We start from the raw sequence: 14,237 nt of genomic DNA on the forward strand, positions 1-14,237 counted from the left end.
CCATGCCCGTCCGGCCTGATCCCGCCGACTCCGCCGACCACGGCACCTCCGCCGACGAGGACGTGTTCGTGGAGTACGGCGGTGTGGGCGAGGCCGGGGTCCCGGTCGTCGAGGTCGGGGTCCCGGTCGTCGAGGTCGGGCCGTCGGGTGAGGTCGAGTGGGAGCGACCGGTCCGGACCTATCTGTGGCAGTCGCTGGTTGCCACCCTGCTGTGCTGCCTGCCCACCGGCGCCATCGCGCTGGTGTACGCGTCGATCGCGCAGAACCGGCTGCAACTGGGGGATGTGCGGGCGGCCCGCCAGGCGTCGGCTCGGGCGCGACGCTGGTGCATCGTCTCGCTGATCACGTTCGTGGTGGTACTGCTGACCTACGTCGTCGCGGTCGTCATCCTCGTGGCGATCGCGCACGACCGGGCCTGACGGCCGGGTCGTCCTCGCTGGTCGGGGTGTCCTCGCTGGTCAGGGTGTCCTCGTCGGTCAGGGTGTCCTCGTCGGTCAGGGTGTCCTCGTCGAGGGTGCGGTGGGGGCGGGCGGCGGATGTCGTCCAGGCGGGGTGTTCGCGGGCGGCCCACCAGGCGGGAACGGTGCCGGTGCGGATGCCGACCCGGGCGATCGGGTCGTGTGCGGCCATCCAGAGGTGGCCGGCGACGCCGAAGAACAGGCCGTAGGCCAGCAGGTCGTGGACGAAGGTCGAGCCGGTGCGCCACGCGTCCGGTAGACCGCCGGGCAGGTCCGGACCCCACTGCATCAGGACGCCGGTGCCGAGCATCACCAGGATGCCGCCCGCGACGAACGCGGCGTAGAGCTTCTGGCCGGCGTTGAACTTGCCGACCCCACCGGCGGTCACACCCCGGGCTCGGGCCCGTCGCCAGGCCCCGAGCCGTAGCCTGGCCCGCAGCCAGGCCCCGTCCGACGTGGTGAAACGGTTGAGCGCGCGGACGTCGCGGCGGTAGCTCACGGCTCCTGCCGCGACGAGCATCGGGATGGGCAGAGCCAGCCCGGAGTACAGGTGGATGGTCTCGACCAGTCGCCGCCGGCCCACGAGTTCGGCCAACGGTGGCAGCAGCAGCACGGCCCCGGTGATCAGGCAGCTTCCCATCGCCGCGGCGGTCGTCCAGTGGACCAGCCGGGTCGCTCGCCCGAACCGCCGCACGGACGCCACCCCGCCGCCGCGCCCCGCGTCCGAGGGAACAGCCGGCTCGCCCGGGGTCGTCGGCACGACGGGGAACTCAGACGGGGTCATCGTCGCGACCGTTGGAGCGGCCGATCCAGCCGTCGACGTCGTAGCCGCGCTGCTCCCAGTAGCCGGGGGTGACATGGTCGACGGCCTCGATCTCGCCGAGCCATTTGATCGACTTGTAGCCGTACATCGGCGCGATGTACAGGCGGACGGGTCCGCCATGGTCGTGGGTGACCGGGCCGTCGAGCATCCTCAGGGCGACCAGGACGTCCGGTCGGGTGGCCTGGTCGAGGGTGAGACTCTCGGTGTAGCTGCCGTCGAAGGAGCGAAACGTCAGCGCCCGCGCGGTGGGCCGGACCCCGACGGCGGCCAGCAGGTCGCTCAGCAGCACCCCGGACCAGTGCACGTTGCCGACCCGCCAGCCGGTGACGCACTGGAAGTCGCGGACCAGCGCGGTCTGGCGCATCGCGCCGAGGTCGGCGAGTGTCAGCGTCCGCGGCCGGTCGACCAGGCCGTGCACGCGCAGCCGGTAGTCGGCCGGCCCGAGCCGCGGGACGCTGGAGGTGACCGAGTAGTAGCGGAAGTTGCCGATGGGCACGAGATCGGACAGGCCGGTCGGATCGCTGCGCCGCACCGGGTCGATGGCCCGCTCCAGTACCCGCTCGACCCGTGCGCCGACAGCGATGCCCGCGGCACCGAGCGCGACCATCCCGAGCACGATCCGCCGGCCCACCGGCGTGCCCTCGGATGCCACCTTCTCAGTGAACACCCGGTTCCTTAACAAACCCGACCGGCCGCCGGACCAGCACGGCCCGCAGCCGTCAGCGTCGCAAGGAGACGTCCCGTGGCGGGTCAGGAGGTGATGTCCCGGCGGGTGAGGGTGAGCGCGGCGACGGCGGCCGCGCCGAGGGCGTAGGCCGTCCCGACGAGCAGGGCGTCGCCGTAGCTGACGTCGGCGACGCCGCCCTGGCCGACGGTGTCGAAGACCAGGCCGGGGAAGACCCGGCCCGCGCCGTTCCACGACGCCTCGATGATGTGCTCGAGGGGGAACATCCAGGCGACACCGGCGGCGAGCGTCACCGCCGTGGACCGCAGCGCCACGCCGAGCGCGGTACCGACCACGCTGAAGAACGCCGACGCCAGCAGGGCGTTGCGGTAACTGGTGGCGAGCGCGCGGGCACCGTCCACGCTCCACCAGGCGGACGTGTCGATGCCGCGGATCCCGGCGGTCACCACCGCCGCCGCCACGCTGAGCACCAGGGCCGCGACCAGCGCCACCGCGACCAGCGCGAGGGTGAGGATCATCCGCCCGGCCAGCCAGCCGAGCCGGCGCGGCTCGCGCAGAAAGAGGGTGCGCAGCGTTCCCTGGCCGTATTCGAGGGTGATCGCGATGGCGACCACCAGGAAGACCAGCAGTCCGGTGAAGGTGCTGCCACCCGCGAACCCACGAGCTATCCCGGATGCGGCCGTGAGCTGGGTGGTCGTCACGGTGAACCCCACCGCCCCGTCGCCGGAGCCAGGCGCCGGTGGTCCGCCGCCGGGCGCGGGATCGTCCGCCAGACCGAGGATGAGGACGGTCGAGAGCACACTGAGCGCCGCCAGCAGCCCTGTCGCCACCGCCGTGCTCGGCCGCCACACCTTCACCAGCTCGGCCCGCAGGGACCGCCACGTCGATCGAACACCGTTCATCGCCGAGCCTCCTGAGCCGTGGACGTGTGCGCCGTGGACGTGTGTGTCGTGGGTGGGTGAGTCGCCCCGCCGGCGCGGGCCGCGGTGACGAGACCCTGGTAGCGGTCCTCAAGACTGTCGCGCCGGGGGGACATCTCGATCAGGGTGATGCCGCGGGACGCCGCTGCCCGGTTCACCTCGGCGAGCGCGCGGACGTACTCCCGGGACTCGCGGTCTCCCGCGTCCACCGTGACGACGACGTCGCGCTCCCCGCGGGTGGCCGGTAGGCCAAGGCCGGCGAGCAGGTCCGTCAGGGGCGCGAGGTCGTGGTCGTGCTCCGGGCGCAGGACGACGTCGACGGTGTGGCTGGCCATCAGCCGGTCGGTGGGCCCCTGGTAGGCGAGCCGGCCGCCCTCCACGACGATCAGCCAGTCGCAGATCTGCTCCACCTCGGCCAGCAGATGGGACGAGACGAGCACCGTCCGCCCCCGCGGGCGAGCGGAACCGGCGTCGGCGTCGGTCTCGGGGGGCTGGGTGGGGCGTCCGGTCAGCGAGCGGATGAGGGTGCGCATCTCGCGGATGCCGATCGGGTCCAGACCGTTGGTCGGCTCGTCCAGGACGAGCAGGTCCGGGTCGGTGAGCAGGGCGGCGCCGATCGCGAGGCGCTGCTTCATCCCCAGGGAGTAGGAGCGGAAGCGGTCACCGCCGCGGCCGGCGAGCCCCACCTGGTCGAGGATCGTCTCGACCCGTGCGTCCACCTGGGCGCGGGGGATGCCGGCGAGGACGGCGAGGGCGGTGAGGTTACGTCGGCCCGACAGCGCCGGATACAGCGCCGGGCTCTCGATCAGCGCACCCACCCGGGGCAGGTAGGAGGCGGGGGCCCGCAGCGGCTGCCCGAGGACGGTCCCGTCGCCGCCACTGGGCCGGACCAGGCCGAGCAGCATCCGCAGTGTGGTGGTCTTGCCGGCACCGTTCGGTCCGACGAAGCCGGCGACGACCCCCGTGGGAATCGTGATGTCCAGCCCGTCCACCGCGGTGCGTCGGCCGTATCGCTTCGTCAGTCCCCGCACGTCAATGGCGCTGGGGAGGCCTGTGGCACTGGGGACGTCTGTGGACGGCCAGGTGGGGGAGCCGGCGGCGGGTCCGGGCGCGGATCGGGCGGAGCCTGGTGGTGTCGGGGTCGCCCCGGGCGGGCGGCCGATCGCTGTTGTCATGTCGAGCAGCGTGCCGGTGCGGGTCGCGTGCGTCGTCCGACGGACAGCGACATGCACCTACGTAACCGCGCGCAGTCCAGGCTGCGCGCCTCGGCCGGGTGGCGCTCAGCCGAGGCCGGACTGGTGGGCGAGGACGGCCAGTTGCGCGCGGTCGCGGGCGGCCAGTTTGACCATCACCCGGCTGACGTGGGTGCGTGCCGTCGCCGGGCTGATGACCAGGCGGGCGGCGATCTCGTCGTTGGACAGGCCGCGACCCACCAGGCCCATCACCTCGCGTTCGCGTTCGGTGAGACTGCGCAGGTCAGGGGCGTCGAGGGTCGGTCGGCGGGCGAACGTGTCGATCACCAGGCGGGTCACCGACGGGGACAGCAGCGACTCGCCCGCCGCGACCACCCGAACCGCGCGCAACAGATCGGCCGGCTCCGCGTCCTTGAGCAGGAAACCGGACGCCCCGGAGCGCAGCGCCTCGAAGACGTACTCGTCCACCTCGAACGTGGTGACGATGATGACCCTGGTCGCCGCCAACGCCGGCTCGGCGACGATCGCGCGCAGCGCGGCCAGGCCGTCGAGCACCGGCATCCGGATGTCGAGCAGCACCACGTCCGGCCGGGTCGCGCGGACCATGTCGACCGCGGCCTGACCGTTCTCGGCCTCGCCGACCAGCGTCAGATCGTCCTCGGTCTCCAACAGAACCCGCAGCCCCAGGCGCACCAGTGGCTGATCGTCCGCGATCACGACCCGAATCACGACACTCCCCGCCGCCGCGGCGCCGCCTCCACCGGCCGCGCCCCCGGCGGTGGGGCCGCCAGCGACGGTGCGCCCGAGTGCGGCTGAGCGCGGGCCGGCAGGACGGCGTGTACCCGCCAGCCGTCGGCCACCGGTCCCGCGGACATCGTCCCACCCAGCTCCGCCGTGCGTTCCCGCAGGCCGGTGAGTCCGTGACCCACCGGCGCCACATCGTCGACGACCGGTGGGATCTGGTCGAGGACGTGGTCCACGACCTCGAGGGTGAGCCGCTGCTCGGCGAGGGTCACGACCACCTCGACCCGGGTCGTACCGCGTGCGGTGTGTCGCAGCACGTTCGTCAGCGACTCCTGGATGATCCGGAACGCCGCCAGGTCGACGTCCAGCGGCAGGTGTTCGAGCTGTTCCGGCACCCCGCCCAGGCGCAGTTCGACCGGTATCCCACACAGCCGCACCTCGTCCACCAGCGACGACAGCCGCCGCAACCCGGTCAACGGCGGAGCCGGCGCGTCCACCTCGGACGCACGGGGCTCGGACGTGCCAGGGCCTGGGCCGGCGGCGGCGGCAGTAGCGGCGGCAGGAGCAGGAGCAGGAGCAGGGGCAGCAGCAGTGGCGGGGCTGAGGCTGGGGGAGAGAGGGCCGACTCGACTGAGGGTGCCGGCACGGCTGAGGGTCAGGGTGGCACGCAGCTCCTCGAGGGCGTCGACGCTGGTCCGGCGGATCGCCTCGAGCGCCAACTGGGCCTGCTCGGGTCGGCGGTCGAGGACGTGCAGGGCGACGGCGGCGCGCAGCGAGATGACCGACAGGCTGTGCCCGACCACGTCATGGACCTCCCGCGCCAGCCGCAGCCGCTCCTGTTCGATCCGGCGCAGCGTGGCCTCCTCCTTGGCCCGGGCCGCGGCCCCACGACTGCCGCGCAGCAGAATCCCGATCAGAGTCGGGACACCGCAGACCAGGATCACCACCAGGACGCGGACGGACCATCCCCACCCGGACGCCGGCTCCTGGCGGACGGCGGCCACCGTCGTCCCGGCGAGCACCAGCACGGCGGCGCCGCCCGCGGCCCACCAGGCCATCCGGCGATCACGATGCAGACCCAGCGACAGCAGCGCCACCACCAGCGGCGCGAACGACGGCCCATGCGGATACCCGGCGCCGAGATAGACCCCGAGCACAGGAGCGGCCACCACCACCATCATCAACGGCGACCGTTCACGCAGCAGCACCGTGCCCGTCAGCAACCCGAGCAACACGAAGGCCGCGGCGTCCAGCTGACGCCCACTCTCGACGTCGTGCGACGCGCCCGCCGAACCGCCGATCACCACCGCCGCCGCGACGACCAGCCGGAGGACCTCCGCCGCCCACCGCGCCGTACGCCTCGCCGCGTCCGCCATCCCGCGACGGTAACGGCTCGCGGACGGGCAGGTCATCCGCCTGCGGACGTACCTCGCCTACGGCACGTCGCGTACAGCGCTAGGCTCCTGCGCGAGCCGGGTAGTCAGTGGCCGGGTATGCGTGCGTCGTGCTCGGTGGTCGGAGCGGAGGGCCGCATGCTCGTGTCGGGAACGCCGCCGGCGCTGCTGTCCCTGTGGTATCTGGCGGCGTGCCTCGCCGGGCGGGGGGACCGGCTGGAGTACCGCCATCCGCTGGTCGCGGTGCGCAACGGGAACAACCTGGTCACCGGTGGTCTGGACATCGTGCGTGGGGAGCCCGCGGCCTCCGCGGTCATCCGCGGCGAAGGCTGGTGGTCCAGGGCGGTCCTGGGGACGGCGGCGGCCGCACTGCCACCCATCGACGGCGCCGCGCTGACCGGCCTGTGGGCCGGCTTCCAGGGCAAGGCCGGAACGATCGCCCTGCTGCCGCAGCCGGCCCGCTTCGCCCGGATCGGAGCGGCCGCGGAGCTTGCCGGCATCACCCCGACCCTCGCCGGGCGGCTGCTGGCCTGGTCGGACGCGGTCGTCGAGCATTTCCGCAACCAGCCGGTGATGGAATGATCATCACGATCGAGGGCGTCGACGGTGCCGGCAAGAACACCCTGACCGAACGTCTCGTCGCCCGCCTCACCGCCGCTGGCCGCCGCGTCGCCACCCTGGCCTACCCCCGGTACGACGCCGAACCCCTCGGCCCGGCCATCCGCACCATGCTCGCCGGTGGGGGTGGGCTTGCGGCCGTGTCGGCCTCGCCGCGGGCGACGGCGCTGATGTTCGCGCTGGACCGTGCCGCGTCCCGGCCCGAACTGGACGCGCTGCTGGCCGCGTCCGACGTCGTGCTGCTCGACCGTTACGTCGCGTCGAACGCCGCCTACGGTGCGGCCCGGCTGCCCACGGCCGAACGGGCCGACTTCCCCGCCTGGATCGCCGATCTCGAGTTCGGCTCCCTCGGCCTCCCGATTCCCGACCTTCAGGTTCTCCTGCGGGTCTCGACAACCCAGGCCCGCGCGGACGCCACCGCCCGCGCCGCCGCCGACCCGGCTCGGCTACGGGACACCTTCGAGTCCGACGACGGCCTCCAGGCCCGCTGCGCCCACCTCTACGAGGAGCTTGCCGCCGCGAACTGGGCCTCGCCCTGGCTGGTCGTCGGCCGCGAGTCCGGCGTCGACGCCATCCTCCGCGAGCTTCGGATCACCGCGTCGTAGGCCGTTCTCCGCGGCTTCAGCAGGTGAACAGGCAGGTGGGGATGGTGACGACGGGGAGGTTGAGCTCGCCGGGCCGGCTTCCGGACGGACGGCGGGGCGCCGGCGTCGAGCCCGGGTTCACCCGGTCACGGGGGGTGGGCTGGGCGCCCGTGTCGCCGGCGGTCGGGTCGGCATCGGTGTCGTACCGGGCGGCGCTGGCGGCGGTCGGGTCCGCGTCGGGGGAGTCCGCGGCCGCGTCGACGGAGGCCGATGAGGCGATCTTGGTGGCGACCGGCGGTGCGGGTGTCGCACCGCGACCGGTGCCGGTGCCACCGTCGGTCGGGACGTGAGGTGCGGGGGTGCCGGACGGTCCGATGCCGGTCGTGGCCGCGCCGCCGGACCTGCCGTCCGCGCTGGTGTTACCGGCCTCGCGGGACGGGGAGGAACCCGGCGACTTGATCAGCAGGGCGACGACCACCGCCGCGACGGCCAGGACGGCGAGGGCCACCTGCGGGAGGGGAATCCGATAGCCAGGTCGATGCAGACCCACGAGCACTCCGTCCGTCCAGTCACCTGGTCCGTCAGCAGTTGATCAGGCAGTTTGGCAGGGCGATCGCGACGGCGGGCAGGCGCACGTCCACCTCGACGTCCGCCAGACGCTGCGGCGGCGAGGGCGTGGCGGGCCGCGGCGGCCCAAGCGGGGCCGGGGCTGCCGTCCGCGGATTCTGGGCGACCGCGCTGACCACACCGGCCACGACCCCGCCCAGGTCAGGCGCTCCGTCACTGACAGTGCCAGCAGTATCGCCCACGCCGGTCCCGCCCGCGCCGGTCTCGCCCGCACCAGCGTCGCTCACACCCGTGCCGCCAGGGCCAGCGCCGGACACGCCCGATCCACCCCGATCGGGTGGGGCCACAGGTGCCTGCTGGCGGACGGACGGGAGCCGCTCGTCGGCGGCGGATACCCGCTGGGCGACCTTGCCCGGCCCCACCGGCGACGGCCCGGAGACCACGGCCGCGGCCGGAGCCGGAACCCCGTCGACCTTCCCGCCCGACGGGCCGGGAGCCGCCGGTGAGGCGGAGGCACCGCCCGGATCGATCAGCGACGAGGATGTGCCGACGCCGCTGGCGCCCTCGGCAGGGTTGCCCGCGTTGGGGGTGTTGAGCAGGACAGCGACCGCCACGGCGGCGACGGCCACCAGGCCGAGTCCGAGCTGCGGGAGAGTGATCCGGTGGCTGCCTCGGGGCAGGCTCACGGCGGCTCCGTCCGTCCAGTTCCGTCCGGTGCGTACAGATGCGTACGAGTGCGTTCAGGTCTGTCCGTTGGTGTCAACGGCCCGGACCCTAGCACGTACACGATCCATCCGGACAGACTGGACGACTCGCCCAATCCTCCCCAAGGAGCGTCAGGCGCTGGCCATGGCCTCCGTGCGGCGGGCGTCGGCGCGGGCCCGGCGGGCATCGGCCTCGGCGAACTTCTCCGTCTGACGGCTGGCGGCGTCGTCCAGTGCCGCGACGAAGGCGACGATCTCGTCGCGGGCCTGCTCGCCGGCGGCGTCCAGACCTTCGAGTTCGGCCAGTCGCCACTGCCGCAGGACCGGGGCGACCACGTCGTCATGGTGAATGCGCAGGTTGTAGATGCCGGCCTGGGCGATCTGGATCGCCTTGCGCCGGAAGTCGCGAATCCCGACACCGGGCATCTCGAAGCCCATGAGCTCGTCGCGGATGGCCGCGAGCGTCGCCGACGGTGAGATCTCCAGCGCGGCGGCGACCAGGTTCCGGTAGAAGATCATGTGCAGGTTCTCGTCGGTGGCGACGCGGGTGAGCAGCCGCTCGGCGATCGGCTCGGCACACACCCGGCCGGTGTTGCGATGGCTGACCCGGGTGGCGAGCTCCTGGAACGACACGTAGGCCAGCGTGCGCAGCGGGCCGAGGTTCGGCCGGTCGTAGCCGTTGCACATCTGGAACATCCGGTCGCGCTCGACGACCTGCGGGTCCGAACCGCGGGTGACCATCAGATAGTCACGCATCGCGATGCTGTGCCGACCCTCCTCGGCCGTCCATCGATTGGCCCAGGTACCCCACGCGCTGTCCTGGCCGAAGCCGGACACGATGAGACGGTGGTAGCTGGGCAGGTTGTCCTCGGTGAGCAGGTTGAGTTCGAAGGAGATCCGGGCGACCGTCGGCAACACCGATTGACCGGGTTCCCAGGGCAGCTCGTCGAAGTCTCGCGCAAGGCCCCAGGGGACGTACTCATGGGGCATCCACTCCACGGCGATGCCGAGGTGTCGCCGAAGGTTCTCCTCGGCGACCGGCTCCAACTCGCGGAGCAGATCCAGGTCCGTAAGGGATCTCATTAGGAAACAGTTCCAGATTCGAGGCGGGTCAACCATGGCCGCCGGGAGTGGAAACCCGACTGGCGGACTGTACCCCCGGATCAAGTCGGCCACCGTACGCAACGCGCCTGGCCCCCGCCGGACCCCTTCCCGTCCCGCACTGTCCCGTTCCGCCACGTCCGTGGCACTGTCGGCACCGTCGGTGCAGTCGGTGCAGTCGGTTCTTCACATGAAACTCTCACGCTGTTCCGATGAACTGGATGGCGCGCACAGGTCGGTGTGGACGCACCGCCCGCCAGCGGCACGCCTACCTCGAGGGAGCCGGCATGACACCCGCACCGGCCAACGACCGTCCCGCCGGCGGTGAGCGGGCGCCGCGGGTTCTCGTCGTCGACGACGAGCCGAACATCGTGGACCTGCTGCGGATGGCGCTGCGCTTCCACGGTTTCGACGTCGTGACCGCCTCCACCGGACACGGCGCCCTGCGTCTGGCCGCCGAGGCCGAACCCGACCTCGTGATCCTCGACGTGATGCTGCCGGACGTGGACGGCTTCGAGGTCTGCCGTCAGTTGCGCGACTACGGGCAGAACGTCCCCGTCGTCTATCTCACCGCGCGGGACTCCCACCGGGACAAGATCGCCGGGCTGACCTACGGTGGGGACGACTACGTCACCAAGCCGTTCGCCGTGGACGAGCTGGTCGCCAGGGTCCGGGCCGTGTTGCGTCGCACCAGACCCGCGCCGGCGGTGCTGCGCTTCGCCGACGTCGTGCTGGACCCCGACACACACCTGGTCACCCGCGCCGGCGCACCGATCGAACTGTCGCCGACCGAGTTCTCGCTGTTGCGCTACTTCCTGACCAATCCCGGCCGGGTGCTGTCGCGTACCCAGATCCTGGACGCGGTGTGGAGCTACGACTACGTCGGGGAATCCACGGTGGTCGACCAGTACGTGAGCTACCTGCGTCGCAAACTCGGCCAGCACGGTGGCCCGCTCCTGCACACCCAGCGCGGCTTCGGCTACGCGCTGCGGCTGCCGCCGGGGACACCCGGATGACCCGATGGGTGATCCGATGACCCTGCGGCTTCGGCTGATGGCGGGTCTGGTGGCGTTGTGCGCGCTCGGGCTCGCTGTCGCGGGGACGGCCAGCGCCTTCGCGTTGCGCGCCTACCTGCTCGCGCGGGTGGACGACCAGCTCGTCCGGGTCGAGCAGCTCGGCGGCGCCACCCCGGCGATCATGACGAACCGGCTGCGGTTGCTGGAACGTTCCGGGGTCGACCAGGTCGACGGCCCCAGCGACTACCTGCTGGAGATCCGCCGACCCAACGGCATGGTGCGCCGGATCACCGGAGCCGCCAGCCCCACCCCGCCGTCCACCCTGCTGCTGGACGCGGCCGCCCGCGCGGGTCGGCTCACCAGCGTCGCCCCGCGCACCACCTCGGACGTGTCGCATCCGTTCACGGTCACCGCGGACGGTGCCCGTTACCGTGCCGTCGACCGCGTCTACGCCGAAGGCAGCCGGGTGCTGGTCGCCCTGCCGTTGCGACCGGTCGCCGACACGGTCCGCAGGCTGGTCCGCATCGAGCTGGCTGTCGGGGCCGCGGTGCTGCTCGTCCTGGCCGGGCTCGCCTGGATGCTGCTGACCCGGGGCCTGCGTCCCCTGCGCCAGATGATCGGCACGGCCGCCGCGATCGCCGACGGTGACCTGGACCGACGGGTTCCCGCCGACGACTCCCGTTCGGAGACCGGTCAGCTCGCCGCCGCCCTCAACACGATGCTCGCCCAGATCCAGGCCGCCTTCGCCGCCCGCGTCGCCTCCCAGGAACAGGAACGCCGCTTCGCCGCCGACGCCGCCCACGAACTGCGCACCCCCCTGACCTCCATCCGCGGCTACGCCGACCTGCTGCGCGCCGGGATGGTCCCGGCGCAGGACACCGACGCCGCCCTGCGCCGCGTCCAGGCCGAAGCGACCCGGATGGCCACCCTCGTCGACGACCTTCTCTATCTGGCCTACCTCGACCTGGCCCATCACGACCCGGCCCATCACGACCCGGCCCATCACGACCCCGGCGGACGTCCGGATACCGCCGGGCTGGACGGTCAGCGGCCGCTGCCGATGGCCGAGTTCGACCTGGCCGCGGTCGTCCGCGACGCCGTCGCCGATCTGCGTGCCGCCGCCCCCGACCGGCCCGTCCACGCCGAACTGCCGCCGGCCTGCCTCGTCCACGGCGACATCGACGCCCTGCGCCAGCTCGTCGGTAACCTGCTCACCAACGCCCGCATCCACACCCCACCCGACACTCCCGTCACCATCCACCTGCACCCCGCCCAGCCGGATCCCGCCCACCCGCACCCCGTCGCCATGCCCCACTCGTCCCCGCGGTCCGGCACACCCGCGCTCGCGCCGCGCGACGGTTCCGCGGAACACCCGCGCGGCCGCGTGGACGCACGGGACGGTTCCGCGGAACACCAGATCGGTTCCGCGGAACACCGTGTCGTGCTGCTCGAGGTCGTCGACGAGGGCCCGGGGATGCCGGCGGACGTCGTCGAGCACGTCTTTGACCGCTTCTACCGAGCCGCGGACAGCCGGGCGGGCGGCCGCGGCGGAAGCGGCCTGGGCCTGTCCATCGTCGCCGCGATCGCGCAGGCCCACGGCGGCCGCATCGAGGCCACCAGCTCTCCCGGCGTCGGCACGACCTTCCGCCTGACACTGCCGAGGTGATGCCGGCTCGTCCGGCGGTGGCTGTGGTGCCGTCCGTCCGTCCGGATCGTGGGTCAGGGGGCCGGAGGGGCCGGAGGGGCCGGAGGTGGTCAGCCGACGGAGCGAGAGGTGCCGAACATGGTGTCGAGGGTGACGGGCTCGAGGCGGCGTTCGGCGATCAGCTTCTCCACCTGCGAGAACAGACCGAGGATGGTGGCGTGGTTGGCATGGCCGAGCATGACCGTGCCGGGCTGCAGATAGCGGGAGGCCAGGGACATCAGCTGCTCGGGGGTGATCAGGGTGGAGTCGCCGAAGCTGCCGTTCCACAGCAGAATCCTGGTGTAGCCGAGTTCACCGACAAGGCCGTCCACATGCGCGTTGTGGGCGCCGTAGGGCGGGCGAAACCAGGGGCGGCTGGTAATGCCGAAGGTGGTCTGAATCCACTGTTCGTTGCGTTCCACGTCGGCCCGGATGTCGGCGTCCGTCCGGGGGCTTTGCAGGCTTCGGTGCGACCAGGTGTGGTTGACGATCTGTATCTGCTCTGATTCGACCAGCGGCCGCAGCACATCGGCATGTGGGCTCCAGACGGCGCTGTACGCCCCGTTGGGAGAGAAGGTGAGCGGGATCCTCGACCGCTGGGCGAACTCGACGTAGCCGGCGACGGTCCGCGTGTCATAACCGTCGTCGATGGTCAGGGCGATGCGTCGGGTCGGCCCGGGAGCCTGGAAGACCGTCGTCGGCGGGCCCGGACGCGCCGGCGGGATCGGGGGCAGTCCCCGCGATGAGGGTGTGGGGACGGGCGTGACCGGCGCGTCCGGGGAGGTCAGCGGTAGCGGGGAGTGGACGCCGGCTGGCGAGGCGGGGTTGTCGGACAGTGACCGGGCGCCGCCACTGTGCCCAGGGGGATCACCGGTCGGCAGGGCTGCCGTCGCGCTGGTGGCCGCGTGGCCGCTCGCGCACCCGATGAGCGCCTGGGCGGCACCGATGCTCAACATCGACAGCAGCAGTCGACGATCCATCGCCGGATGAGCGGACATTCCCGAAACAGTACGATCCGTGGCGTTCCGATAATCCCATCGGAAGCCGGACAGCGAAAAAAATAATGTCCGAATAGCACTTTCGAGACAACGGGCCGTCGGCGAGGCCGCCAATCAGGTCGGCCGCGGTGTGTCCTGCCCTACCTGTCGAGATGGTGCGGGACAGGTGGTGCTGTCTGGCTGGATGATTCTCGGGCTGGTATGTCAGCCCATGGTGCGGTGGCCGTCGATGGCCTCGCGCAGGATGTCGGCGTGGCCGCTGTGCTGGGCGGTCTCGCCGATGAGGTGCAGCAGCACCGTGCGGGCCGACCACTGGGTGCCCGGCTGGAACCAGGGTCGCGGGGGCAGCGGGTGGGCCTGGTCGAGGCTCGCGATCTCGCTGGTGATGATCTGCTCCGTGCGCTGGGCGATCCGCGCGTACAGGTCGAGAACACCGGCCAGGGTCTCCCCGGGCAGCAGTCGGAACGCGTCCTCGCGGGCGATCGGGTTGTCGTCGAAGGCGGTCGGGCCCTCAAGGACGAACCGCAGCCACTCCTGCTCCGTCAGCGCCACGTGCTTGATCAGGCCGGCCAGGTTGAGCGCGCTCACCGTGGACCGGCTGGTCGCCTGCGTGTCGTCGAGTCCGTCGACGGTGTGACGCAGAAAGAACCGTCGCCCCGCCAACTGCGCCAGCAGCTCCGCCCGGGCGTCGGCCTCGTCCGCGGACAGGGTGGGGTGGGCTGGGGTGATCGTGGCCTCGCTCATGGGG

The 14,237-nt window shown here is 72.3% G+C and carries 16 protein-coding genes; 5 read left to right on the forward strand and 11 right to left on the reverse strand.

Translation table 11 applies throughout. From position 1 onward, the window contains the following. Window positions 1-2: 2 nt before the first annotated feature. Window positions 3-419: a CD225/dispanin family protein gene (locus MXD59_RS07370; protein WP_248824014.1), complete on the forward strand. Its 417-nt coding sequence runs from the start codon at window positions 3-5 to the stop codon at window positions 417-419. Here MXD59_RS07370 and MXD59_RS07375 read toward each other — a convergent pair. The 6 genes from MXD59_RS07375 to MXD59_RS07400 all read right to left on the reverse strand — a co-directional run bounded on the left by MXD59_RS07375 (window position 385) and on the right by MXD59_RS07400 (window position 6,199). Continuing rightward, entirely contained in the window at window positions 385-1,242 is an 858-nt protein-coding gene (locus MXD59_RS07375) for a cytochrome b/b6 domain-containing protein (RefSeq protein ID WP_248824015.1), read from the reverse strand. The genes MXD59_RS07370 and MXD59_RS07375 overlap by 35 nt on opposite strands. After that, window positions 1,229-1,888, reverse strand: a complete 660-nt coding sequence (locus tag MXD59_RS07380; RefSeq protein ID WP_248824084.1) for a molybdopterin-dependent oxidoreductase — start codon at window positions 1,886-1,888, stop codon at window positions 1,229-1,231. Before MXD59_RS07380 ends, MXD59_RS07375 begins: the two co-directional genes overlap by 14 nt. Before the next feature lie 143 nt (window positions 1,889-2,031). Further along, complete coding sequence (locus MXD59_RS07385) at window positions 2,032-2,868, reverse strand: ABC transporter (RefSeq protein WP_248824016.1); 837 nt, start codon at window positions 2,866-2,868, stop codon at window positions 2,032-2,034. Next, complete coding sequence (locus tag MXD59_RS07390) at window positions 2,865-4,118, reverse strand: ABC transporter ATP-binding protein (protein ID WP_248824017.1); 1,254 nt, start codon at window positions 4,116-4,118, stop codon at window positions 2,865-2,867. Before MXD59_RS07390 ends, MXD59_RS07385 begins: the two co-directional genes overlap by 4 nt. A gap of 48 nt (window positions 4,119-4,166) precedes the next feature. Beyond that, entirely contained in the window at window positions 4,167-4,808 is a 642-nt protein-coding gene (locus MXD59_RS07395) for a response regulator (RefSeq protein WP_248824018.1), read from the reverse strand. Beyond that, window positions 4,805-6,199: a sensor histidine kinase gene (locus MXD59_RS07400; RefSeq protein ID WP_248824019.1), complete on the reverse strand. Its 1,395-nt coding sequence runs from the start codon at window positions 6,197-6,199 to the stop codon at window positions 4,805-4,807. Before MXD59_RS07400 ends, MXD59_RS07395 begins: the two co-directional genes overlap by 4 nt. 156 nt (window positions 6,200-6,355) lie before the next feature. Here MXD59_RS07400 and MXD59_RS07405 point away from each other — a divergent pair, with 156 nt between their 5' ends. Both MXD59_RS07405 and MXD59_RS07410 read left to right on the forward strand, forming a co-directional pair. Next, window positions 6,356-6,799: a hypothetical protein gene (locus MXD59_RS07405; RefSeq protein WP_248824020.1), complete on the forward strand. Its 444-nt coding sequence runs from the start codon at window positions 6,356-6,358 to the stop codon at window positions 6,797-6,799. Further along, window positions 6,796-7,440 (forward strand): dTMP kinase, encoded by a 645-nt coding sequence (locus tag MXD59_RS07410; protein WP_163550298.1) that lies wholly within the window; start codon window positions 6,796-6,798, stop codon window positions 7,438-7,440. The genes MXD59_RS07405 and MXD59_RS07410 overlap by 4 nt, the downstream gene beginning before the upstream one ends. 16 nt (window positions 7,441-7,456) lie before the next feature. Here MXD59_RS07410 and MXD59_RS07415 read toward each other — a convergent pair whose 3' ends face one another. The 3 genes from MXD59_RS07415 to MXD59_RS07425 form a co-directional block, all read right to left on the reverse strand. After that, complete coding sequence (locus MXD59_RS07415; protein WP_248824021.1) at window positions 7,457-7,969, reverse strand: hypothetical protein; 513 nt, start codon at window positions 7,967-7,969, stop codon at window positions 7,457-7,459. Between the two features lie 31 nt (window positions 7,970-8,000). Then, complete coding sequence (locus MXD59_RS07420; protein ID WP_248824022.1) at window positions 8,001-8,672, reverse strand: hypothetical protein; 672 nt, start codon at window positions 8,670-8,672, stop codon at window positions 8,001-8,003. A 150-nt stretch (window positions 8,673-8,822) separates the two neighbouring features. Beyond that, the gene (locus tag MXD59_RS07425) at window positions 8,823-9,773 is read right to left on the reverse strand and encodes an acyl-ACP desaturase (RefSeq protein ID WP_248824023.1); all 951 of its coding nucleotides are present in this window, start codon (window positions 9,771-9,773) and stop codon (window positions 8,823-8,825) included. A 305-nt stretch (window positions 9,774-10,078) separates the two neighbouring features. Between MXD59_RS07425 and MXD59_RS07430 the strand changes: the two genes are divergently transcribed. Next, window positions 10,079-10,807 (forward strand): response regulator transcription factor, encoded by a 729-nt coding sequence (locus tag MXD59_RS07430; RefSeq protein WP_248824085.1) that lies wholly within the window; start codon window positions 10,079-10,081, stop codon window positions 10,805-10,807. 16 nt (window positions 10,808-10,823) lie between these two features. Further along, on the forward strand, window positions 10,824-12,473 hold the full coding sequence (locus MXD59_RS07435; RefSeq protein WP_248824024.1) for a sensor histidine kinase: 1,650 nt from the start codon (window positions 10,824-10,826) through the stop codon (window positions 12,471-12,473). Window positions 12,474-12,562: 89 nt separating this feature from the next. On the opposite strand, the gene MXD59_RS07440 is transcribed toward MXD59_RS07435, so the two are convergent. Both MXD59_RS07440 and MXD59_RS07445 read right to left on the reverse strand, forming a co-directional pair. Continuing rightward, the gene (locus MXD59_RS07440; RefSeq protein ID WP_248824025.1) at window positions 12,563-13,489 is read right to left on the reverse strand and encodes a polysaccharide deacetylase family protein; all 927 of its coding nucleotides are present in this window, start codon (window positions 13,487-13,489) and stop codon (window positions 12,563-12,565) included. Between the two features lie 204 nt (window positions 13,490-13,693). Further along, window positions 13,694-14,233 (reverse strand): DinB family protein, encoded by a 540-nt coding sequence (locus MXD59_RS07445; protein WP_248824026.1) that lies wholly within the window; start codon window positions 14,231-14,233, stop codon window positions 13,694-13,696. Between the last annotated feature and the right edge of the window lie 4 nt (window positions 14,234-14,237).

This window comes from Frankia umida, assembly GCF_023242945.1.
Lineage (GTDB): Bacteria > Actinomycetota > Actinomycetes > Frankiales > Frankiaceae > Frankia > Frankia umida.